Origin of the sequence: Flavobacterium sp. JAS, from assembly GCF_020991455.1 — a bacterium.
GTDB lineage: Bacteria > Bacteroidota > Bacteroidia > Flavobacteriales > Flavobacteriaceae > Flavobacterium.
Map to the genome: position 1 here is coordinate 385,702 of NZ_JAJMOX010000005.1, position 25,332 is coordinate 411,033.

General features: G+C 34.5%; 15 protein-coding genes. 8 read left to right on the forward strand and 7 right to left on the reverse strand.

Features of this window, described 5'->3' with window-relative positions:
* Positions 1-197: 197 nt before the first annotated feature.
* Entirely contained in the window at positions 198-1,736 is a 1,539-nt protein-coding gene (locus LPB88_RS09515; RefSeq protein ID WP_230714923.1) for an alpha-N-arabinofuranosidase, read from the reverse strand.
* A 521-nt stretch (positions 1,737-2,257) separates the two neighbouring features.
* Between LPB88_RS09515 and bglX the strand changes: the two genes are divergently transcribed.
* From bglX to LPB88_RS09550, 7 genes are all read left to right on the forward strand, one after another.
* Positions 2,258-4,540: a beta-glucosidase BglX gene (gene bglX / locus LPB88_RS09520; RefSeq protein ID WP_230714963.1), complete on the forward strand. Its 2,283-nt coding sequence runs from the start codon at positions 2,258-2,260 to the stop codon at positions 4,538-4,540.
* 439 nt (positions 4,541-4,979) lie between these two features.
* Positions 4,980-9,134, forward strand: coding sequence for a two-component regulator propeller domain-containing protein (locus LPB88_RS09525; RefSeq protein ID WP_230714925.1), 4,155 nt, complete (start codon positions 4,980-4,982; stop codon positions 9,132-9,134).
* Between the two features lie 445 nt (positions 9,135-9,579).
* Positions 9,580-12,684, forward strand: coding sequence for a TonB-dependent receptor (locus tag LPB88_RS09530; RefSeq protein ID WP_230714927.1), 3,105 nt, complete (start codon positions 9,580-9,582; stop codon positions 12,682-12,684).
* A 60-nt stretch (positions 12,685-12,744) separates the two neighbouring features.
* Complete coding sequence (locus LPB88_RS09535; RefSeq protein ID WP_230714935.1) at positions 12,745-14,268, forward strand: RagB/SusD family nutrient uptake outer membrane protein; 1,524 nt, start codon at positions 12,745-12,747, stop codon at positions 14,266-14,268.
* Between the two features lie 8 nt (positions 14,269-14,276).
* On the forward strand, positions 14,277-15,380 hold the full coding sequence (locus LPB88_RS09540) for a hypothetical protein (protein ID WP_230714937.1): 1,104 nt from the start codon (positions 14,277-14,279) through the stop codon (positions 15,378-15,380).
* Between the two features lie 93 nt (positions 15,381-15,473).
* Positions 15,474-16,913: an endo-1,4-beta-xylanase gene (locus LPB88_RS09545; protein ID WP_230714939.1), complete on the forward strand. Its 1,440-nt coding sequence runs from the start codon at positions 15,474-15,476 to the stop codon at positions 16,911-16,913.
* Positions 16,914-16,969: 56 nt separating this feature from the next.
* Positions 16,970-17,896 carry a glycoside hydrolase gene (locus tag LPB88_RS09550; protein WP_230714941.1) on the forward strand — a complete coding sequence of 309 codons (927 nt, stop codon included), beginning with the start codon at positions 16,970-16,972 and terminating at the stop codon, positions 17,894-17,896.
* 537 nt (positions 17,897-18,433) lie between these two features.
* Here LPB88_RS09550 and LPB88_RS09555 read toward each other — a convergent pair.
* From LPB88_RS09555 to LPB88_RS09570, 4 genes are all read right to left on the reverse strand, one after another.
* Positions 18,434-18,886, reverse strand: a complete 453-nt coding sequence (locus tag LPB88_RS09555) for an Lrp/AsnC family transcriptional regulator (RefSeq protein ID WP_035644147.1) — start codon at positions 18,884-18,886, stop codon at positions 18,434-18,436.
* A gap of 200 nt (positions 18,887-19,086) precedes the next feature.
* Positions 19,087-20,082, reverse strand: coding sequence for a bile acid:sodium symporter family protein (locus LPB88_RS09560; RefSeq protein ID WP_230714943.1), 996 nt, complete (start codon positions 20,080-20,082; stop codon positions 19,087-19,089).
* Between the two features lie 58 nt (positions 20,083-20,140).
* Positions 20,141-21,172, reverse strand: a complete 1,032-nt coding sequence (locus LPB88_RS09565; protein WP_230714949.1) for a methionine synthase — start codon at positions 21,170-21,172, stop codon at positions 20,141-20,143.
* 30 nt (positions 21,173-21,202) lie between these two features.
* Entirely contained in the window at positions 21,203-22,255 is a 1,053-nt protein-coding gene (locus LPB88_RS09570) for a DUF1852 domain-containing protein (RefSeq protein WP_230714950.1), read from the reverse strand.
* A 267-nt stretch (positions 22,256-22,522) separates the two neighbouring features.
* Between LPB88_RS09570 and LPB88_RS09575 the strand changes: the two genes are divergently transcribed.
* Complete coding sequence (locus LPB88_RS09575; RefSeq protein ID WP_230714951.1) at positions 22,523-23,152, forward strand: nitroreductase family protein; 630 nt, start codon at positions 22,523-22,525, stop codon at positions 23,150-23,152.
* A 510-nt stretch (positions 23,153-23,662) separates the two neighbouring features.
* Here LPB88_RS09575 and LPB88_RS23800 read toward each other — a convergent pair.
* A complete protein-coding gene (locus LPB88_RS23800; protein WP_255673689.1) occupies positions 23,663-23,797 on the reverse strand; it encodes a hypothetical protein in 135 nt (44 codons plus the stop codon).
* Positions 23,798-23,989: 192 nt separating this feature from the next.
* A partial coding sequence (locus tag LPB88_RS09580) for a T9SS type A sorting domain-containing protein (protein WP_230714952.1) occupies positions 23,990-25,332 on the reverse strand: 1,343 nt, incomplete at its 5' end.

Genomic DNA, 25,332 nt, shown 5'->3' on the forward strand with positions numbered 1-25,332 from the left:
AAATCTTCAGGATTCAGAAAGATAATTATTTAGTATAAATTTATTTATCCCTCTTTTTGCTGTTCCTGAAAATCAAATATAACAAATGTTTTGGTCCATCTTTAACCGCTTTTAATTAATTATGGTATCGCTATACTTCATTTCATTGTGAAAGTATGGCAATACCATAATTGCAATTTATTCTATATGCTGTACTTTTACTTTCCTTGTAAAACCACAACAGAAAAAGGTGGGATTGTAACTTCTAAAGTATCATTCTTTACTGAAAATTTAGTAAAAGCAACCGGACTTATCTTGTTTGGATTCTCAAAAGAATTATAATCCTGAACTTTCGAAGAGGACAGGACTTCTCCTTTTATGCTTTTTATTCCCAGTTCTTTTAAATTAATTTTAACTTTGTTTTCTTTATTTAAATCAATATTTACAAGTGAAATATGCGTTAAATCTGCTTTATCTTTTGAAGCTGAAACAGAAACCGCCGGTAATTCTTTAGTCTCAAAAATATATTTTGGAGATTCTATTTTTAAAGGAATCAGGACAGCATCCTGATGTACATTATACATTTTCATGACATGATAAGTGGGAGTAAGTACCATTTTTTCTTTATCAGTCAAAATCACGGCTTGTAAAACGTTAACTATTTGAGCCAAATTTGCACCTTTTACCCTATCTGCATGATTGTTAAACACATTTAATGTTACACCTGCAATCATAGCGTCTCTCATTGTGTTTTGCTGGTATAAAACACTTGCACCTTCTTCGGTATCATACCATCCGCCCCACTCGTCTACTATCAAAGCAATTTTCTTTTCCGGATCGTATTTATCCATGATTGCAGAATGCTTTTGAACTAACTCTTCCATTTTAACAGCTGCATTCATGGTTTCAAAATACTGCTTTTCATCAAATTTTACAGATGATCCTTTCTTTTCCCAATTTGAAACGGAGTACCAATGCAAAGCCACAGCTTCTATAAGTCCCTTAGGAATATCACGCATTAAAACTTCTGTCCAATGATAATCATCACCATTGGCACCTGAGGCTATCCTGAATAATTTTTTATCTCCACTTCCGTCCGGGATAAAAGTCGCATACTGCCTGTATAAATTAGCATAAAATTCTGCAGTCATATTTCCGCCACATCCCCACATTTCATTTCCAACTCCCCAAAGAGTAACTTTCCATGGTTTTTCTCTGCCATTTTTCTTTCTCAAATCAGACATTGGAGAACCTGATTCGTAATTTACATACTGAACCCATTCGTCTAATTCACGAGGAGATCCGCTTCCAACATTTCCTGCTAAATAAGGCTCTGCTCCAATAGCTTCGCACATATCTAAAAATTCATTAGTTCCAAAACTATTGTCTTCAACAGTTCCTCCCCACCAGCGATTGACAATATTTGGTCTGTCTTTTTTAGGACCAATTCCATCTTTCCAATGATAAGTATCGGCAAAACATCCTCCGGGCCAGCGAAGATTAGGAACTTTTAAATCTTTCAATGCTTTGATTATATCGTTACGAACACCCTTTGTATTCGAAATATTACTGTCTTCACCAACAAAAAGTCCTCCGTAAATACATTTGCCTAAATGTTCTGCAAAATGACCATAAATATGTTTATTGATAATAGTTTTATTTTCTGTTTTTACCAATGTTACTTCTGTAGCTTTATTTTGCGAAGAAACATTCTGACAAACAATAAAAATACAGCTTAGTAAAAAGAGTTTTTTCATGTGAATTAGTAGTTAGTGGTTAGTTAGTTTTTGTTTAAAAGTGAAATATTATGCGGAACACGCTTCATGCAATAAAAAATTGCCCTTGCAAATGTCCTTAAAACTTGATTTTGTCATAGTACCCATTTGTATCAAAGAACTAACTCATTTGTTGCATTGATCAAATTAAAATCGCTATCACCTAAACTATCCGGGTTTATGACGCAAAGAGTTCTTAATAAAGAGAAGGCACAAGAAAAGTCGTCATTGTCCCAAATATTGAAAATAACACGAACCTTTTAAAGCCGTTTTTTGATAAGCTGCAGCAGAAAAGCATCAAATACAAAATACTTCCTCTTTTTGCCAAATGCCGTTAATCTCTTTGTTTTATTATTTGTGAAGATTGTAAATACATCATTTGTCTGACATAATGCTTCAAATTTACTATTCTAATTATTACTCTAAAATTACATTTACAATCTAAAATTTTATTGATGTCCTTTATTACTAAAACCTCTACTATAAAACCAAAAAACACAATGATGAAAAAACAAATTAAAAAATATGCATTTTTAGCGCTAATCGTTTTTGCAAACGGATATGCTCAAACAAAAAAGCATCTAGATGCCAATAAACCAATTGAAGATCGAATTTCTCTTTTGATCAAAGAAATGACATTAGAAGAAAAGGTAGGCCAAATGAATCAATACAATGGTTCCTGGGATGTTACCGGACCAAAACCAGAATCAGGCTCGAATGAAGAAAAATACAATAATATAAAAAAGGGATGGGTAGGTTCTATGCTGACCGTTCGAGGTGTTAAAGAAGTTAGAGCCGTGCAAAAAATGGCTGTCGAAGAAACCCGTCTTGGGATTCCGCTTATTTTTGGTTTTGATGTGATACATGGTTACAAAACCCTCAGCCCTATTCCACTGGCAGAAGCCGCAAGCTGGGACTTAGAAGCAATTAAAAACTCGGCTCGAGTAGCTGCTCTTGAAGCATCTGCTTCGGGATTAAACTGGACTTTTGCACCTAATGTAGACATCTCAAATGATGCTCGATGGGGAAGAGTAATGGAAGGCGCTGGCGAAGATCCCTATCTGGGAAGCAAAATTGCCATTGCAAGAGTCAAAGGTTTTCAAGGGGAAAAGCTAGGCGCAAATACCTCTATTGCAGCTTGTGCAAAGCATTTTGCAGGGTATGGTTTTGTAGAAGCAGGCCGCGATTATAACAGTGTAGATATGAGTAATTCTAAGTTATACAACACTGTACTACCACCTTTTAAGGCAGCAGTCGATGCGGGAATTAGCACTTTTATGAATTCATTTAATACGCTAAATGGTATTCCTGCAACGGGAAACAGCTTTTTGCAAAGAGATATTTTAAAAGGAGCGTGGGGATTTAAAGGTTTTGTTGTTTCTGACTGGGCTTCTATAGCCGAAATGATTACCCACGGTTATGTGGCTAATGGTGCTGATGCAGCTCAAAAAGCAGCCATTGCAGGCTCTGACATGGATATGGAATCTAATATTTATGTGACAGAATTAATTCAATTGGTTAAAAAAGGATCGGTAAAAGAAAGTGTTATCGACGATGCTGTTCGCAGAATTCTTAGAGTAAAATTTGAATTAGGCCTGTTCGATAATCCATATAAATATTGTGACGAGGCCCGCGAAAAATCAGATATTGGCAGTCAAGCAAATAATGATAACGTTCTTGATATGGCAAAAAAATCTATCGTTTTATTGAAAAATGATAAGAACCTTTTGCCTTTGAAAAAAACTGGAGCTAAAATCGCTTTAATTGGTGCTTTGGCAAATGATAAAAACAGTCCTTTGGGAAGTTGGAGAATTGCAGCTGATGACAATACAGCAATTTCAGTTCTTGAAGGGATGCAGCAATATAAAAACAACACATTAGTTTATGAAAAAGGAACTGATGTGGCTACAAATAAACAAACATTTCTAGATGAAGTAAAAGTTAACACAACTGATTTCTCAGGATTTGAAGCAGCAAAAAAAGCGGCAAAAGATGCCGAGGTGGTAGTAATGGTTTTAGGCGAAATTGGTTTTCAAAGCGGCGAGGCACGCAGCAGAACAGAACTTGGTTTACCCGGTAATCAACAGCAATTATTAGAGGAAATTTATAAAGTAAATCCTAATATCGTCTTGGTTTTAAATAACGGACGTCCCTTAGCATTACCCTGGGCAGCAGCCAACATTCCTGCTATTGTTGAAGCGTGGCAGTTAGGAACACAATCCGGAAATGCAATTGCACAGGTTTTGTACGGAGATTATAACCCGAGTGGTAAATTGCCAATGTCATTCCCTAGAAATGTAGGCCAATGCCCTATTTACTACAATTTATACAATACAGGAAGACCTACTGATAAAGATCAAAATGTTTTTTGGTCACATTATTCTGATGTTGAGAAAACACCTTTATATCCTTTTGGCTACGGATTAAGTTATACTTCTTTTGCCTATAAAAATCTGAAAATAGCAAAACCTTCGTTTCAGAAAGGTGAAAAAATTGAAGTTTCTATTGAGGTTACCAATACAGGTAATTTTGACGGAAAAGAAGTGGTTCAATTGTATATAAATGATCCAGCTGCCAGTATTGTTAGACCAGTTAAAGAATTAAAAGGCTTTGAACTTGTAGCCTTAAAAAAAGGAGAAACTAAAACAATTCAATTTACATTAACAGACAAAGAATTAGGATTTTATGACAATGACGGCAAATTTTTGATAGAATCCGGTCTATTTAATGTCATGGTTGGCTGGAATTCTAATGAAGGACTTACCGGCAAGTTTGAACTAAAATAAAAGCTGTCCGGAATAATATTTTTTTTTAACAACTTTACAACCTGAGTACGATTATCCCATAAGCGGGCAATAATCGAACTCAGGTTTTTGGCAATAAGAGAAATTTAGATAAAAAAAATTAAGTGTTCTATTTACTTTTATTAATATTGCTTTATATATTATGCCAATCAAGAGTTGAAAGTCTGCAATTTGTGCCGTTAGCCACTTAATATTGGTAGAAAAAATGAATTAGAATAAATTTAGCGTGCCGTAGGTACGCAATAGTTATCATTTTGTTGCGTACCTGCGGCACGCTAACGAATTTTGGTACTATAATGACTACCAATATTTAGTACCTAACGGCACATTTCAATTCTTAATTAGTACATATTCTTAAAAAAGAATCAATTGCCCATTTTATTTTCAATCAAGGTTGATAAATAATAACATTAAAATGTAAATGAAAAATATCAAATATATTCTCTTATGCTTCTTTTCGATTATCAACTGCCTGTTTTCACAAGGTAAATTTGATAGTTACCAATTTAGAGGCATACAAGAAACCACTACCAAAAGAGCCATTTCTTCGATTATTCAGGATAAAAACGGTTTTATTTGGATAGGTACAAACGGCAAGGGTTTGTATCGATACGATGGGGTAAATTATTTTGGATATGAATACGATAAAAAGCCCGGTTCAATAAACAGCAACTTTATTTATGCAACCTTCATTGATTCTAATAATAACTTATGGGTTGGTACCGATGACGGTTTGTGTTTGTACAACAGGGATTTAGACAATTTTACCAAAATCAATATTGGGGATGTTATTAGAAAAGGTTATGACGAGCCTATTACCGTGAAAACAATTATTCAGGATAACAACGGCAATTTAATCTTGGGTACGTACGGTTTTGGATTATTCAAACTCAATATAAAAACTTTAAAAGCTGCTCTGATTCCGTCGAAGGTATTGGACAAATTTAATTTTCTAATAAAATCTTCGGTAAAAAACAAGCACGGAATTATTTATTTAGGAACAAGTTACGGTCTTTTAGAACTTGATTTAAATGGAAAACTCAAACAGGTTTATAAAGATAAATTCAAAAGAGAACCTTTATTAGATGACATCGAAAATCTTGTTATAGATAAATTTGGATACATATGGTTGGGAACAACTGAAAGTGGTCTGATAAAAATTAAACCCGAAACAGACAATTACCAATTTGAAAGTTATGCTATTACCAAAAACAAAATCTTATCGATTATAGAAAGCAGTCACGATTATATAATTTGCGGTACCGAAAATGACGGATTATTGGTTGTAAATTACAAAGGGCAAGTATTGCAGAAATATTTGCACAGTAAATACAATGACTTTAGTTTAAAATCCAATTCGGTTTGGTCCTTATTCGAAGATAAAGAAAAACGGCTTTGGTTAGGCTATTTTAATAAAGGGCTTGGTGTATTTGACAAACCCAATAACAAATTCAATTCCCTTGAATCACAGGTAAACAACGACAATTCTTTACAGACCGGTTATGTAACTTCGGTTCTGAAAGACAAAAAAGGCAATCTGTTAATCAGTAATGAAGGCGGAGGTCTTGATATTTATAATCTTACCAATAAAAGTTACATTCACGTAAACAAAAACAATCAAAGCTACTATTCCGGTTTGGACGCTGCTGATATTCAGACCATATTTATCGACAGTAAACAAAATATCTGGATAGGAAGCTGGGATCGCGGCATCTACTTTTTGAAAAATGGCACTACCCGATTCATAAACTACAATACAGCAAATACTTCGGGATTAAAATCGAATCGGATTTTTAGTTTTTCTGAAGATTCAAAAGGCCGAATATGGATTGGAACTTTCATAAAAGGATTGCATTATTTTGATAATAAAAGCAACACTTTTATTCATTGTGAGTCGAAATCATTTACAGACAATGCTTTAGATAATGCTTTTATTCGTAAAGTTTTTGTAGACTCTGATAATGTTTTGTGGATTGGAACAATTCTGGGATTATATCAGGTAAGTTTAAAAGATGACTCTGATTTTAAAGTGACCAATATGCGTGATGCGATGTTCAAGGACAAAACGAAGTATAATAGTATTCAGACTATTTTATCGATCTATGAATCCAACGATAAAACAATTTGGATAGGAACTGATGGCGAAGGATTGTTTAATTACAACAAAAAAGACAAGACATTTTCGAATTATAATAATTTTCCGGGTTTTAAAGAAAAATCTGTTCGTGCCATAATTTCTGACAACAACGGATCTTTATGGATAAGCGGCGGATCAGGATTAACAAAACTCGATTTCAAAAATAAAAAAAGTACCAATTTTACTAAAGATGATGGTCTTGTTGATAATGATTTCAACAATAATGCTGTCTTTAAAGGTGGAAATGGAGAGTTGTATTTTGGCAGTTATGAGGGAGTAAATTATTTTAATCCTAACGAGATCAAAAAAACAGAGAAAGCGCCAAAATTATATTTCAGCGATTTCAAATTATTCAATAAATCCGTAAAACCTAATGAAGATTCCTCGCCCTTAACCAAAGTAATTGCTCAGACTAACGAAATTGTTCTCAACTATACACAATCTGTTTTTACGATTGAATATGTGGGAATCAACTATAATTATTCTAAGAAAAATCAATACGCTTATTATCTCCAAGGTTTTGAAAAGGATTGGAATTATGTGGGAAATAACAGAACCGCAACGTATACCAATCTGGCGCCGGGCGATTATGTTTTTAAAGTAAAATCGGCAAATGCAGACGGTTCATGGAGCAATACTCCATTAGAATTAAAAATAAAAATCCTTCCTCCGTGGTGGAAAACCTTTTGGGCTTATTTATTGTACACTTCTATTTTAGTTTTCCTGATTATATACCTGAATAAAATTTATCAAAATCGTTTTAAAGCCAAACAAGCGATACTATTAGAAAAAGAAAAAAACATTCAGTCAGAGAAATTAAACAATAAGAAATTACAATTCTTTACCAATATTTCGCACGAATTCAGAACGCCATTAACATTGATTATAAATCCTTTGGAAGACATTTTAAGAAGTAAAAATGTATCTCCGGAAATACATAATAAATTAAAAATTGTACATAAAAGTTCAGACAGACTTTCGAGACTAATCAATGAGCTTATGGATTTTAATAAATTAGAGTTCAACAAAATTTCCCTTCAGGCCAAAAAAATTGAAGTTGTAGCCTTTACACAAGGAATCATTGGTTATTTTGATGAAGAAGCTGCGGCACGAAACATCACTATTAATTTTGAGTCTGCATTTGAGGAACTTGAAGACTGGCTAGATCCTAAAATGCTCGAAAAAATACTGTTTAATATTATTTCAAACGCCTTTAAATTTACGCCGGATAATGGCTCTATTACTATTTCTATCGCTAAATCAGATCTTGATAATTCACTGTTAATTACTGGAAACAGAGTTCCTTCTTTTTCCATAACTATTACCGATACAGGCTCCGGAATTCACAAAAAAGATCTAAAAAGAATATTTGACAGATTCTATCAGGTCAATAATGTAAATAAAGATTATTACGGAAGTACAGGAATTGGTTTAGAGGTTGTAAAAGAATTTGTGGAGCTGCATAAAGGAAGAATTGATGTCGAGAGTCAGGTCGGAGAAGGCACAAAATTTATGGTAACATTTCCTTTAGGGAAATCTTTGTATAAGAAAAGTGAAATAATCAACGAGATTTTCAAAACCGAAAAAACTAAAAACCATTTTCTGACTGAATCTGTTAATCATTCTTCTGATGAAGATGATGAAACAAATCAAACTATTGAAAATGATGTTGTCGAAACTGCAAAACCCTATACTGTTTTAATTGTTGAAGACAATCCTGAACTAAGAAATTATCTCAAGCATGAACTCAGCAAATTATATAAGGTTATTGCAGCGGAAAATGGTCAGAAAGGTTATGAACTTGCGGTTCAGAAATTACCGGATTTAATCATTACAGACGTTATTATGCCTGTAATGGATGGATTACAATTGTGTAAAAACATAAAAGGCGATTTAAAAACAAGCCACATTCCGTTATTAATGCTCTCGGCAAAAGCAATGGTAAAAGACCGTTTAGAAGGCATAGATTCCGGTGCTGATATGTATTTGAGCAAACCATTTGAATTAGATATTCTAAAATCGAGTCTGGCGCAGCTTATTACAAGCAGGCAAATCATGTTTAAGAAGTTTTATAGCGGAATCACCAAAGATGGCAAAGAAAAAACAACTTCGCTCGATAATGATTTCATTCAAAAAATCCTGCATTTTATCAACGAAAACATTAGCGAACCTGAATTAACGGTAGAACTTCTATCTTCTAAAATTTTCCTAAGCAGAAGTCAGTTGTATCGAAAAATAAAAACATTAACAGGCGTTTCGGTTAATGAGTTTATTAGAAATGTACGATTAGAAAAAGCAAAACAATTGATCGAAAAAGGAAATAATAACATCAACGAAATTAGCTATAAAGTAGGATTTACTTCTCCCTCCTATTTCACCAAGTGTTATAAAATTAAATACGGACATTTGCCTACACAAGAAAAAAAGACAAAAGAATAAGTGTCAAAAATATACCTTTAAATACAAAATACAGTTAAAAAAGAGCTTCGATATAAAAAATTGAGGCTCTTTTTTTTTGTAAGTCATTTTTTTCAAAAAGCATCCTAATTAATTGGAAACAAAAATGAACATATATAAAATATTATTTCTTTTTTTTAGACAAACTATAGTTTTTAAGTAATTTTTCTAGCAATATCTCAGTATCTCTTTTAATGCCTCAATTGCCTCTATTTAGCAATAATGCCGTGTTTAGCCTTTTTTTTGCATCATTTGTTGCAGAATATGCTTCATCTGTTCTACAATAGCACCCCACTAGATTTTACTTTCGTTAAGAAATATTTAAGAAAAAGTTTTCTTCTCATGACTCCAATTTTGAGCATGCAAAAAGACCCTTCTATTGAATATTTTACAATAAAAACTAAACTAACTTAATCGACCAATTTTTATGCAGAAAAGAACATTCAAAAAACTATTATGTTTAATAGTATGTATGTGGGGAAATTTTTTCTTTGCTCAAACTGTTAAAGGAAAAGTAACATCAGGAGGACTCGGCTTACCCGGTGTTGGTGTAATAGTACAAGGAACAAAAAATGCAACAACCACCGATTTTGACGGAGGTTTTGTCTTAAACAATGTAGAGCCAAAAAGTACATTGATCTTTAGTTATATCGGTTACAAAAATGTGTCTATGCCAGCAGACACAAAATCAGTGATGAAAGTCAATATGGTTAATGACCTTGAAAAATTAAATGAAGTAGTCGTAATTGGTTACGGAACTTCAAAAAGGAAAGATGTAAATGGAGCAATTTCTTCCATCAAAGCTTCTGAAATTCAGGACAAACCTTTTACTTCTATCGATCAGGCTCTTGTGGGTAAAGCCGCGGGTGTAAATGTTACTCAAAATTCCGGTACACCGGGAGGAGGAATTTCGGTTCAAATTAGGGGAATTACTTCTATTAACGGAAATGAACCTTTATATGTAATTGACGGAACTCCGGTCTTTGCGGACAAAAACAACGATTCATTTTCATTTAGCGCATTAGGCGGAGGAAACGGACAAACTAAAAACTCAGCTTTATCAGGATTGAATATTTCGGATATCGAAACTATTGATATTCTAAAAGATGCATCATCAACAGCAATATATGGTGCAAATGGTGCAAATGGTGTTGTTTTGATTACAACTAAAAAAGGAAAAAAAGGAAAATCGACTTTTGCCTATGAAACGTACATGGGAACTCAGCAAGTAACAAATTCAGTTGATGTTTTAAACCTGCCTCAATATGCGACTTATCAGGCTAAAATTTTCAAATTAAATGGTGAGCCAATTCCATATCAATATCAAAAACCTGATTTATTAGGAAATGGAACAAACTGGCAGGACGAACTTTTTAGAACTGCTACAATGTACAACCATCAAATATCATTTTCAGGTGAAAAAGAAGGAACAAGATATTATACTTCTTTGAATTATTTTGATCAGGAAGGAATTGTTCTAAACTCTGATTTCAACAGAATGTCCATGCGATTAAACATAGATTCAACTGTAAAATCATGGCTTAAAATTGGTAACAATATGTCAATTAGTAAATCATCTCAACAAGTAGTTCGAAACGACGACAGAGGTGGTTTAGTAATGAATACGTTAAGACAATCTCCGGAATTACCCGTTAGATATGCTGATGGTTCTTTTGCAGGCCCTACAAGTGGTTTAGGTTCTTCGGCAAATGAGGCGACCAATCCAATTGCATTATCAGAATACAACAACGCAAAAACAGACCGTTATAAAGTCAACGGAAATGTATATGCTGATTTCACTCTTACCAAAGGATTAGTTTTTAGATCTGAATTAGGATATGATTTAAATTTTGCAAAAAGCAGCTCTTTTGCGCCTGCCTATACTTTAGGAAATGTGTCTGAACTTTTGAACAAATCATTCAAACAACAGGATCAAAGCTTTTATTGGAGTTTAAAAAACTATTTGACTTATAATAAAACCTTTAACGAGAAACACAATTTTACCTTTTTGCTGGGTCAGGAAGCGCAAGAAAGTCAATACGAATATTTAAGCGGTTACAGATCAGGTGATTTTTTAAGTAAAGATTTTACCAACTTAAATATAGGCGATATCGATACCGCCGTTAACGGAAATGGTTCTGGCAGATGGTCTATGACTTCTTATATTTCGAGATTAAACTATAGCTTTTCTGACAGATATTCATTTTCAGCTTCTTTAAGAGCAGATGCTTCTTCGAACTTTGGACCTAATAATAAATGGGGTTATTTCCCATCATTTGCTGCAGGTTGGACAGTTAGTAACGAAAAGTTTTTTGAGCCTTTATCGTCTACAGTAAATTATTTAAAATTTAGAGCAGGTTACGGTTCGGTTGGAAATCAAAATATTCCGGCAAACAGATACCAAACCATTCTTTCATTGACTGCATCTCCATTTGGAGGCGTGTCTCCAACAATTGATAATTTAGGTAATCCAAATATTAAATGGGAATCACTTAAATCTTTTGATGTTGGTTTTGAATTAGGAATGCTTAATAACAGAGTAAAATTAGATTTTGATTATTACGTTAAACATTCTTCTAATTTCCTAACCAAACAAATCAATGACGAGTCAAATCAAAGTGCACTTAATTATTATTTGAATACGGGTGAAATTGAAACTAAAGGAGTCGAACTTACCTTGAATACAAGAAATATTGTTACCGAAAATTTTACATGGGACAGTACCATTATTTTTTCAAAATATGATAATGAATTAACCAGTTTTCAAGGAGCTGGTAAATCTTTATTAGGAAAAGTACAATTCGACTTATATAACGTGACCAGAACTACAGAAGGTCAGCCAGTGGGACAATTCTACGGATATGTTACGGACGGTTTATTTAAAAATGCTGCAGAATTAGCCGCAGGACCAACTCAGGAAACGGGAACAGGAATTGGTGATATTCGTTTTAAAGATCTTAATGGTGATGGAAAAATTGATGCTAAAGATCAGAAAGCTATAGGAAGCGCAATCCCTGATTTTACTTATTCATTTACCAATAACTTCAAGTATAAAAACTTTAGTTTATCTGTTGTTTTAACCGGAAGTCAAGGGAACGAAATCTACAATTTTACACGTCATTACACTGATGGTATTTATCCTGGATTTGGAGATCGATTTGCAAACGTGAGTACAAGGGCTTTAAATGCTTTTGAACCGGGAGTAAACGAAAACACAAATGAACCAAGAATTACACTTAATGATCCAAATGGTAATGGAAGAATCTCAAACAGATTTGTTGAAGATGGTTCTTATTTGAGAATTCAGAATGTTTCTTTGGGCTATGATTTACCAAGTCAGATATTCAAAAATTCTATTATATCTAAAGTTAGATTGTATGTCAATGTCCAAAACTTATACACATGGACAAAATACTCCGGTTTTGACCCTGCTTTAGGAAATTTAGATCAAAATATAACGCTTAGCGGTATTGATCTGGGACGTTATCCAGTGCCAAGAACTACTTCAATGGGTTTAAATTTAGAATTCTAAAATTGATAAAAATACAATTAACTTAATGATTCATAGTCATTAAAATAAAAAATAATAGTCATGAAAAAACTTTTTAAACTTTTTATGATGGGAATGCTAATACCATTGCTGTCTTTGTTTTCCTGTTCTGATGATTTTTTGGATGCACCATCTGAAAATCAATTAACGCCGGGCGATTTACCGGAAGGAGTTACCGCTTTTGACGGAATCGCTGAGAGTTTATATTTCAAACCCTGGTTTACTTTTAATGATAAATTCCTAATTGCCGTTGGAGATATGTATGCCGGAAACGCTTTTACATTTGATGGTGCTTATGCTCAATTTAAAGATGCTCAGGTAACCTCACAAAATCCAATCCTGACAGAAGGATACGTTTCGTTGTTTTCGGTTATCGATCAATCCAATAATTTAATGAGTTTGGTTGAAGACAGAAAAAGCGAATTGCCTGAAGCATCTTATAAAAATGCTATCGCAATTTCAAGATTTATGAGAGCCAATGCCTATTTCTATTTGGTAAGAAGCTTTGGTGCTGTACCAATTATTAATAAAGCAGGAACGGCGGCACAACCAAAAAGAAATCTTGTTACAGATGTTTACAAATTCATCAAACAAGATTTAGAATATGCCATTGAAAATTTGCCTGCAACTTCAGTAAAAAAAGGATATGTTACCAAATTTGCAGCAATGGGGATTCTTGCAAAAGTGCATTTAACGTTAAACGAATATGGAGAATGTGCTGCGTTAACTCAGAAAATTATCGGAAATCAATATACTTTGATTTCCGATTACGGAAACTTATTTAGCAGTCCGGAGAATAACAATAGTGCCGAAAGTATGTTTGCCTTGCAATGGAAAGCTGTTGCTACAGAATGGGGAACTCAAAATACAAATCAGGCTTATATAGTTCCAGGAGGCACCGGAATAACAGGTGGTGGAGACGGTTGGGGAGTTTACCTTCCTTCTATTTCATTGCAAAGCGGCTTTGAGCCAAACGATATCAGAAAAAAGAGCACAATCATGACAGATGGCGACTTTTATCCTGAGTTATTAAAAAATCAAGGAGGTTTCAGGTATAAAAAAATATACTCCTCGACTGCGGCTAATTTCAGAAAGTATATTGTAGGTTCTGCGGCCGAAAGAAACGATGTATTTTTTATGAGAACGTCACAAAACACCATTATACTTAGATATTCTGATGTTTTATTAATGAATTCTGAGGCGCTTTTAGCAGGAGCCGGTTCAACTACTTCTGCAGCTGCTTTAAGCTCTTTCAATGAAGTGAGACTAAGAGCAGGATTACCTGCAAAAACAGTACTTACAAGAGATGATTTATTTAACGAAAGAAGAATTGAATTTGCACTTGAAGGACAATATTTCTTCGATTTAAAACGTCGAGGCCTGGCTGAAGCAACAGCAATTATTTCACAGCAAGAAGTTGGTTTTTATTCTGATGACGCCAGAACAGAATTGGTTTCCAGAAAGATAACTCCGGGAAGCAACTATTTTGAACTGCCATTACCGCAATCTGCTATTGATACTAATCCATCATTATTAGAGCCTCCGGTTCCTTTTAACTTTAACTAACTTTTACTATGATTAAGAAAATAACATATAGAATTATAATTCTTTTGGCATTGGCATCTTTTACAGCTTGCCAAAATGACGATTCGACCAGTGCAAATATAGATGCAATGGTTGCTGAACCGGGAGATCTATTGAATCAGGCTTTTCCATTGAATAAAGTCAGAGTTGAAGGCGAAGGTTTAAAAGGATTAAAAAAAATCACGCTGGATAACAAAATTGATATCAGTTTCAATCCAAACTATAATTCAGATAAAGCGTTCATTTTTACTATTCCCTTTGATGAAAAACTAGGAAGCAGATTTGGTGTACAACCCATTACATTTATAACAGCAGCAGGATCAGTAACCAAAAACATTGAGATTTTACAGCCAGTTCCCACTATCACAAAAACAATTCCGGTTGTTGCAACTCCGGGATTTCCATTGGAGATTGAAGGTACTTGGTTTTATAATATTTCTTCGATCACTTTGGGCGGAAAAACACTGAGTTATACCCTAAAATCATCTACCTCAATTATCATCGGTTTACCATCAGATGCAGTTTCAGGATCAGAGCTTGTGGTTACTACACCGGGAGGTTCCGCAAAAAAAACAATCAATTTTGCAACTGTAGTTCTTGTGTCTGATTTTGACGGAAACGGCAGCAGACGTGATTGGACTGCTTATGGCGATATCGATAGTTTTAACGCTAATACTACAGGCGGCGCAACAGGCAATTATGCAACACTATCATGGGCAGGTTCTACAGCAAACGGTTACAACGGAAGCAGCGCTGGCGGTGGAGCTAGTTTCTTAAGCGCTTCTAATAATGATGCTTCAAAAACATTTATTGATATTGATGTAAGTGCAAATGTTGTGGGTGCTCAATTTGCTATTCAATTAAATACTATTGATGGTGTAAATTATGGCTATAACTTTAAAGTAACCGATGTAAACTGGACCACAAAGACCATATTATTGACTGATTTTAAAGATAATTACGGATTTGGTTCGAATACGGCCGCAACATTAGATCCTTCTAAAATCAATGAAATTAAAGTCGGAATCGCTCAGGGAGATACACCAAATCCTAGCGTAATAAAATATGATAACATTAAAATTCGCTACCAATAATGAATGGTTTGCATTTTAATTTTTAAACTTAAAAAAGAGGTTGTGGTCAAAAGCGACCTCTTTTTTAAAAGTATAATAAAACAGAAATTATAAATGAGAATATTCACAATCACAAAAGGATATTCTATAATAAAATACAGTATGAAAATTAAATTTTTACTAATGTTGACTGGTATCTTCTTCTTTTTGAATTCTTGTTCAAAAGAAGACAACATAGCAGCTAATACTTTAGAAGCGCCTGTTGCAAACGCACCAAAAGACGTGAACGATGCAGGTTTTAGAGCAAAATGGAATTACGTTTCACATGCAAAAAGCTATCTTTTGGATGTTTCAACAACTGAAAATTTTGCCACTTTTGTCCCAAATTATAATGCAAAAGAAGTTACAGATTTAAACGAAGTTGTAGTAGGTTTAACCGGAGGCACGCAATATTATTACCGAGTTAGAGCAAAAAATGAAACAGAAACTTCGGGTTATTCCAATGTTATTAGCGTTGTAACTACTGGTACAAGCAACATTCCTGAAGATCCTACATTCTTAAAAGTAAAAGCAAATAAATTGGCTAATCCATTTTTTATAGGGATGGCAATAAAAGCTTCGCAATTAACTACTGGAAGTCCTTATGACATTATTTTGAAAAATGAATTCAGCAGTATTTCTGCCGAATACGAAATGAAAATGGATCAGATTTCTACCGCAAGTGGTGTTTACAACTGGACTGTAGCGGATAAAATTGTTGCTTACGGAAATGCTAATGGAATTAATGTTCACGGTCATGCTTTGGTATGGCATAATTCGGTGCCACAATGGTTAAAAGATTTCTCTGGTACTGATGCCGAATTTACTGCCGAAGTAAAAAAATACATTACAGATGTCGTTACTCATTATGCAGGAAAAGTAAAATCCTGGGATGTGGTTAATGAAGCCGTAGATGATAATGGCGGTGCTATGAGAAATACTATTTTTCTGCAACGAATGGGAGCCAATTATGTAAAAGATTGTTTTAAATGGGCAAAAGATGCAGCAACTGCTACTGGCGATAACTCATTATTGTTGTTTTATAATGATTATGCAACTTCAACTAATGCTCCAAAACAAGACAAAGTTTTTAGCATTGTTGATGATTTAAAAGCAAGCAATCTTATTGATGGTCTTGGTTTTCAAATGCATAACACTTATTTAACTCCAACAAAAGCTCAAATCGAAACTGATCTTAACAAAGCTGTAGCAAAAGGGCTGAAAATCCATGTTTCAGAATTGGATATACAAGTGAATCAATCAAATGACATTTCAACTTTTACAAATGAAAGAAGACTGGCTCAAAAAGAAAAATACAAAGAGATTGTAAAACTTTATAATGCACTTCCTGCAGCAAATAAATATGCCTTAACCGTTTGGGGAATGAAAGATAATGAATCCTGGATTCCGTTTAGCACAGAACTTAACCACCCAGGAAATGACTGGCCTTTATTGTACGATTCAAATTTTGCAATTAAAAGCTCTCATACTGGATTTCTGGAAGGCTTAAATTAAATTTTTTAAAACTATAATACTTTACTTCAACTATTAATAAACCAAAAAATTAAATTATGAAAAAATTAAATTTGTTAGCGTTAACAGTGACATGTGTATTAGGTTTAGGATTTACTTCCTGTGCAGATGATGCAACCCCAACAGCAAAAGATCAATCAGCAAGTGCAAGTACAAAAACCAGTACAAGCAAAGTAGCCGCCGCGCCATGGGTCAAACAATTTGAAGATACATTTGATGTAGGTTCCAATCTGTCACAATGGACAAAAGAGCAACGAGCAGATTATAATTCCTGGTATTGTGACTATGCCAGCTCAGTACCAACTACGCAATGGAGAGATGGAAAACAATGTTTGGAAATCAAGACTACAAAATTGAGCACATACAAATATCAATCCGGATTCATTTCTTCTAATTATCAATATAAGCCTGAAAATAATACAGAGTATATGCTTTCTGCCAATATTAAACTAGTAGCGATGGATGGAGGAACTTACAAGTCTTTCACACAAACTTACGGCGCCTGGCCTGCCTTCTGGTCTGTGCAGCAAAATGGCTGGCCAACAAAAGGAGAAATTGATATCATGGAAGGTTATTCTTTTGCGCCTAATGCAAGTCGTTTTACTTCAAATCTTTTTTATGGAACTTCTAGCGGATCAAACCAATTAGGAAATTCTGCCGAAAGAAACTATCCGGGTAATTTTGATATAAACGGAAATGGCGGATGGCATTTATATGAATCTTTTTGGAAAATGAAAGACAATGTAGTAACCGTAACTATAAAGGTTGATAATGTAACGGTTTCGACGTATACAAACAGTAGTGTTGGCAATCTTAACTTAAATAATTTCGGGCCACACTCGATTATATTTAATCTAAATGTGGGATCAAAAGATTCCAATTTTATAGATCCTAATAAAATCAATTTATTTTCAACTGTAATGATGTGGGTAGATGATGTAACAGTTTACAAAAGACCAATCTAATTTATACTATAGTTGATTTTTACTTTAAATTAATTAGAATTTGCTCTTTGAAAAATTAGAGATTTTTATGATTTAACATGTTTTAACATTTAACCCCTACGATACATACAAACCGCTTTTGATAATTGTCTTATAAATTTACTTAAAAATAAGCCAATTTCTTTAAATCATTCATAAAATGGTTTGTAAATTGTAAACTAGAGGTCACAAAAAGAGACAACTAATTAATAGTTGTCTCTTTTTTTTTGCACGAATATGTAGATTTTTCAAGCCTATACAACCTAAAATTTCATGGTTCGATTTTTTTCACAAGAAATCCCTAGTCTGTTTGAAATAAACAGTCTTAAAGTGGTATTGTTAGAGATTTAATCGAAGTCGGACGATGGTTCGAAATCCCGTTAAGAAATATAGAGTTTTTTTTCTCTTTTGATTTACGCAGTTTTTTGATGTTAAATATAAAATAATTCCAAAATGGACTTAATACATTTTCTGTCAAAAAAGCTAAGGCGAATTTCAAATAAATAAACCATTGCGGAACTATCCGTAGAGATTTTTTATCTCTGACATAACAAAGGTACTTTGGGTACTCCCTATACTTTCAACTGATCCCAATTTATTAAACACAAAATCCTGATAATGCTTCATGTCTTTGGCAGAAACTTTCATTAAAAAATCGTAATCACCTGAGATATTATAACATTCTACAACTTCTTCTATTTTCATAATATCACTAACAAATTGATTCCCGATATTACGATCGTGCTGTTTAAGTTTGATATTACAAAAAACAATAAACCCTCTGTTTAATTTTTCTGCATCAAGCAGGGCAATATATTTTTTAATATAACCATTGTTTTCCAATCTTTTAATTCGCTCAAAAACAGGTGATGCCGAAAGATTTACCATTTTAGCAAGCTCTTTTACAGTGTATTTAGAATTATCGTGAAGTATATTTAATAACTGAAGATCAATATCGTCTATTTGTTCCATAAAATTTTTTACTTTGAATTTTATTTTAATTTATTTCTAAATTAGAATAAAATTCTTCAAATGCAATTAAAAACAACACAAAAATCTTATTTTAAACAAATTAAAAACATAACAACCTGCAAAATATACTTTTACAGTATAAAAATCTTAAAGGTAATATTTTATAGAATGACATAGAATAAGTTACATAAAGAGTCTATCTATGCAACTTCTTTTCGTCGAGCCATACCCTGAGCGATGATACTAGCGGCAATCAATTGCAAGGCATGGTAAAGCATGAGCGGCAGCAATACGATGCCGGTGATAGTACTGTGCTGAAAAAGTACTTTTGACATAACGGTGCCGTGTACCAATGACTTTTTAGACCCGCAGAATAAGACAGTAATACGGTCTTCATCTGAAAAACCAAGCAGGCGGCTCAGTAGTCCGACACAAAAGAATACGGCAAAAAACAACGCCATCATCCCTGCAGCGAGTCCAGCAAGTTCAAGGGCGGTGAAGCCTTCAAAAAGATGTTCGGAAAATGACTTGCAAAACGACGTGTAAATAATCGTTAGAATAACTGTCTGATCGAAATATTTGAGCTGTTTCTTGTATTTTTCGGCAATGGCGCCGAAACGGGAATTGAGGCTTATGCCAATTATGACAGGCAGCAAGACTTGCAGAATCAACTTTAAGCCGATTTGAGTGACATCAAAATCACCTGTTGCAGAAGCTATAAACAGCCCAACCCAGAGCGGCGTAACCACTACTCCTATCAAACTGGAAATGCTTGCATTGAAAATGGCTGCGGGAATGTTTCCCTTAGCAATGGAAACCATGACCACCGAAGAGGAAACTGTGGACGGCAATGCTGCCAGAAAAAATACACCCAGCCAAAGCAACTCGAAGCCGTTATTGACAAACAACGGGCGAAATGCCAAAACAATGAGCGGAAAAAATAAAAAGGTTGTCAACTGGACGACAATGTGCATTTTCCAGTTGGAAAGTCCAGCTTTTAGTTTCTCAACACTCAGTCGCATGCCATAAAACAAGAAAATCAAGGAAACGCCAGCATTGGCAATCTCCTCCAGCGAAACAGGTTCTTTGACCATGCCTGGCTTTGGCAAAAAATAAGCCATCAGAATCATGGTGGCTATCATTAACAGGAAACCGTCGAAACCTGCTTTTTTTAATACTTCTAATAATTTCTTCAATGTGTTTTAAGTATTATTCCTCCGTGGAGGCACGGAATTCATTATTAATATATTGAGACTAAATCCCAAGTTCTTTACGTATAATTTCTGCTCCTGCGCTTAAAGCACTTAACTTGCCTCTGGCTACATCTCTAGATAACGGTGCCATACCGCAGTTTGTAGAAGGATAAAGATTTTCGGCATCTACAAACTCAAGAGCTTTACGCAGGGTAGCAGCTACTTCTTCTGGTGTTTCGATAGTGTTGGTTGCCACATCAATGGCACCGACCATTACTTTTTTACCGCGAACAAGTTCCATTAAATTTAAAGGCACATTGGAGTTGTGACATTCTAAAGACACCACATCAATTTTAGATTTTTGAATTTTCGGAAAAATTTCTTCATATTGTCGCCACTCTGAACCTAATGTCTTTTTCCAATCAGTATTTGCCTGTATTCCATAACCATAGCAAATATGAACAGCAGTTTGACAGTGTAAACCTTCAATGGCTCTTTCTAATGCTGCCATTCCCCAATCGTTTACTTCATCAAAGAACACATTAAATGCAGGTTCATCAAACTGGATAATATCTACCCCTGCGTCTTGAAGTTCTCTTGCTTCTTCATTGAGTGCTTTCGCAAATTCCCACGCCAATTTTTCCCGGCTTTTATAATGGTCGTCGTACAAGGTATCTACCATTGTCAACGGGCCTGGCAATGCCCATTTTATAGGCTTATTAGTCTGTTTACGTAAAAATTTAGCATCTTCAACAAAAACTGCTTTTTGACGTGCAATCTCACCTACAACCACTGGAACGCTCGCATCATAACGGTTACGGATTTTTACTGTTTTACGATTTTCAAAATCTACACCGCTTAAATGCTCGATAAAAGTCGTTACAAAATGCTGACGTGTCTGCTCGCCGTCACAAATAATATCTAGATCTGCCAATTGCTGTTCCTGCAAAGAAATACGTAAAGCGTCTTGTTTCCCTTCAAGTAGCTGATCGCCTTCTAATTTCCATGGTGACCAAAGTTTTTCGGGTGGTGCAAGCCAGGCAGGTTTGGGTAAACTTCCAACAATAGAGGTGGGTAATAATAATTTCTTCATAATAGTATAATTTTAATGCGTTGTAATCAATTAAAGGGTAAAATTAGCAGACCATTGTTCCAGGAGACTTTTGTAAGGCTTAATGAAATGCTTTTCTGCATATTTACCCTGTTTAACGGCCAATCGACTGCGCTCTTCGCGGTCATAAACCACGCGAGTCAGTGAATAATCTTCCTGTTTAAGATTAGGTTGATAGATTTTCCCAGCCACTGAATTTGCATTGTAAATTTCAGGGCGATAAATCTTCTGGAAAGTCTCCATTGTGCTGATTGAGCTGATTAGTCCAAGATCAGTATAATCAGCAAGCAGGTCTCCGGAATGATAAAAGGCCATCGGTGCCACACTATTCGAAGGCATGAAAAAACGAACTTTTAAGCCCATTTTAGAGAAATATTCATCAGTGATAGAATAATGATCCTGCAGATACTCAAAACCCAGAACCGGATGCTGATACTCAGTACGAGTATAAGTTTTGTTGCTCGATACACTTAGACAAATGATCGGTGACATCTTAAAGTGCTCTTTATAAGTGGCTGAATTGACAAAACACTTATAAAGTTTTCCGTGCAAATCACCAAAATTTTCAGGAATACAAAAATTAGCTTTATTTTTATTGTGCTCGATCAATAAAATACTGAAATCATAATCACGAACATAAGACGAAAAATTATTTCCGGCAATACCTTCGATACGCTGGCTAGTCTTGTGGTCAAAAATATTCGTTTTTAAAACTTCAATCAACGGCAGATTGTTAATACCATTCTTATCATCAATACTCATCGTTACTGTGATGATTTCAAGTCCTACAAGGTAACGATCAGCTTTTGGATTATCAAAATGAGCCAATGCATTGAATCGATTGTTAATCATATTTAATGCATTACGTAAGTTTTGTTGGCGATTACCTCCTCTGGCCAGATTTGCAAAATTGGTTGTCAAACGCGTTTCACTTGAGGGGTGATAGTTTTCATCTAAACAAGTGCTCTTTAGTGTGAATGCAAAATCATTCTGGATTGTATTCTGGGTGTTTTCATTATTCTGCTTTTCGTTTATTCCCCTATCTTCTTGTATGTTTGCTTTCATCTGATGATAATGTTTAGTTTTTTTACCCTGCAAATTTGAATATAAAAGATTAAATATTTTTATTTACACATAAATTCAGTTAATTATTCTTTTAACATGTATTTTTAAAGATTATTAATCTATAAACAAATATAATAATGAATGAAAACAGATAAATATTCTTTAGTAACCTAAGATGATTGATTTGGAGTTTCCCAGAACACTTCAAAAACTCGAAAAAGAAAACAATATCATTTATATTTGCCAAAAATTAAGATAGACATAGCAATGAATTTGATAGAAAATTTAAAATGGCGCTACGCCACAAAAGCTTACAATAATATTAAAGTAACAGAAGAAAAGATCGATCAGATCTTAGAGGCTATAAATCTTTCAGCATCTTCTTGTGGTCTGCAATCTTACCGTGTTTTTGTTGTAAGCAACCCGGAAATTCAAAAGAAATTAGGTGCTGATTCGTATAATGGACAGATTAGCTCTTGCTCTCATTTGTTGGTTTTTGCTGCGTTCACTGACATGTCTTCGACTTACATTGACGATTATATGGCAATGACTGAAAAGCAAAGAGGTCTTGATGCTGGTGCCTTATCAGGATTTAGAAATGGACTGCATTCCTATTTTAGCGCTATCAACGCAGAACAAAAAGCCCTTTGGGCGGCCAAACAGGCTTATATTGCATTAGGAACAGCACTTATTGCAGCAGCAGAATTGAAAGTGGACGCCACTCCTATCGAAGGATTTAATGCCGCCACTATCGATGAGGTTTTGGGTTTGAAAGAAAAAGGGTTGCATTCTACAGTTATCCTTGCTTTAGGATACCGTGATTCGGAAAAAGACTATATGGCAGCTACGAAAAAAGTTCGTTTACCTATAGATGAAATGATAACGAAAGTTTACTAATAGCTACTAAATTTATTATCGAGAAATTTATCAAATGCTATTACAACTTAATAAATTTACAAAATTCATATGTTTTAACATTTAACCTTAACAAGACATACAAACCTCCTCTTAATCAAAATTCAAAACAATTATCTTACAAATTCACTTCAAAATAAGCCAATTTCTTTAAATCATTCATAAAATGGTTTGTAAATTGTTTAGTAACCGTCACAAAATTAAAATCCCATTTCTAACAAAATGGGATTTTTTTTTGCTTTATTTATATTTGACCATAATATAAAAGTGATTTGAATGTCTCGTAGAGTTACCTTGACTGGATTCAAACCGTTAATTTATTTATTTTTAAATGTTTGAAAATAACATTTTCCTGCTTTAAATTTATTACTTAGAATATTGTTTCCTGAATATAAAATAATCAAGGAAAAATAAGAACTAACAATAAAAAATCGAGAGACTTTTATCAGGTGTAGAATTTCTAAGAAGCAAAAAAAAAAAATACGCAAAGTCTCAGACATTTCCAATCTCTTTTTCCGGCTTACTAATAATAGCATTGTATTCAATTTTCATAAGATTGTAATCTTCAACATCGATTTTCTCAGTAACTAATAAATTTCTGGCAACTGTAAATTTTTCAGAACCCATAGCAGTGGGTTGATGCCCTCGCCCATCAATTCCACTTCCTCTAGTCAGGGAATTGCGGGGCGTTTTTGTCCGGTACCCCCTCTTGCACTAAACATATCCTAATCGGTTGTTTAGTACTGTCCGCAGACACTACACTCCATAAAAAAGCATCCGTTTGTGGCGGATGCTTTTCGATTAAAATTATTTGTTGAATTATCTAGAAGAAATTACTTTTTTCGTACTACTACCTCGATTGGTAGATACTTTCACAATGTAAAGTCCCTGTTGATCTGTATTTGTAAGGTCTAGAAGAACCTCTTTGTTCAAATAGCCATCGGCATCATGCTTAGTAAACACTAAAGTACCCAGTACATTAAACACCTCAATTTTTACATCAGATTTGTAATCAAATTTGTACTTGATCGTAAGTTGATCTTTGAAAGGAACTGGATATGCGATAAAACTAGTATCGGTTGTTTTACTGGTTGTCGTTGTTTCTGTCGGCGCACTGGCTACTGTTGTCGCAGCAGCGGTTGAAACTGAACAATTATTAACCGGAATATTTCCTGCTGTGTCACCTAATACAGTACTGCCAATTTTAGAAATGAAATAGGCCTGATAATTTGGTCCTGTACCAGAAAAAGTAGAGTTAAGTATTGACTTAACATCATATTTAACAGAAATAACAATCAAATCACCTATCTTAACATTATTAACTGTGATAACTCCCTGACCGGATCCTTTTGGAGATTCAGAACCTGTTGCAATTTTGTTACAATTCGCATCAAAAGCGAATACCTGATTTTGATTTATTGTGAAAAGTTTGAACCCACTCGGAGCTGTAATAAACTCTAGTATATTCACTGTAAAACTGGTTGAAGGCGCTACTATTTTCGCATAATAGAAGAACACTCCCGGAGTAGCATTAGAGACATATGATTTATTACCCTTTTTAGACACAGTATAACATATTTTATCCAATGTATTTACACCCGAAAGGAAATTGCTACAAGTTGTTGCGGTTGCATAGATTGCTCCGCCACAATTGTTTACTGCAATTGTTACAGATTCAATATCTGTGCATCCAGCAGGTGATGTTGCTTTAATCCAATAAGTCCCTGCGCTAACAGCATTCTTAGGAGGAGTAGTTGCGAGAGTTAATTCTCCTGACAAACCTGTGTTGCTATCATAGGTTCGCCAATAGCTGAGTGTAGTTCCGGTAGGTAATGTGCTTCCGGCCGTAACTGCAGCTGCGGTAAGATCAGCTGTACCCGGAGTACAAGGAGCAGCTGGAGGCGTAATGAGTAAAACTGGAGTTTGATTCTGTACTACATTTACTGGGCTGCTTGTGGCGGCACAATTCGTTGGAGCTGCACCCGTGGCAATTACATAATAGCCTGTTCCTCCAGAAAGATTACTCCATGTTAGACCACTTCCCGTACCGGTTTTAGCTGCTTGAACAACTGCATTTGAAGAATTATACAACTGATAGCTTACTCCGCTTACGGAAGTGGAAGAAGTAATGCTTCCGCTATTGGCTGAAGAAGAACAGAAAT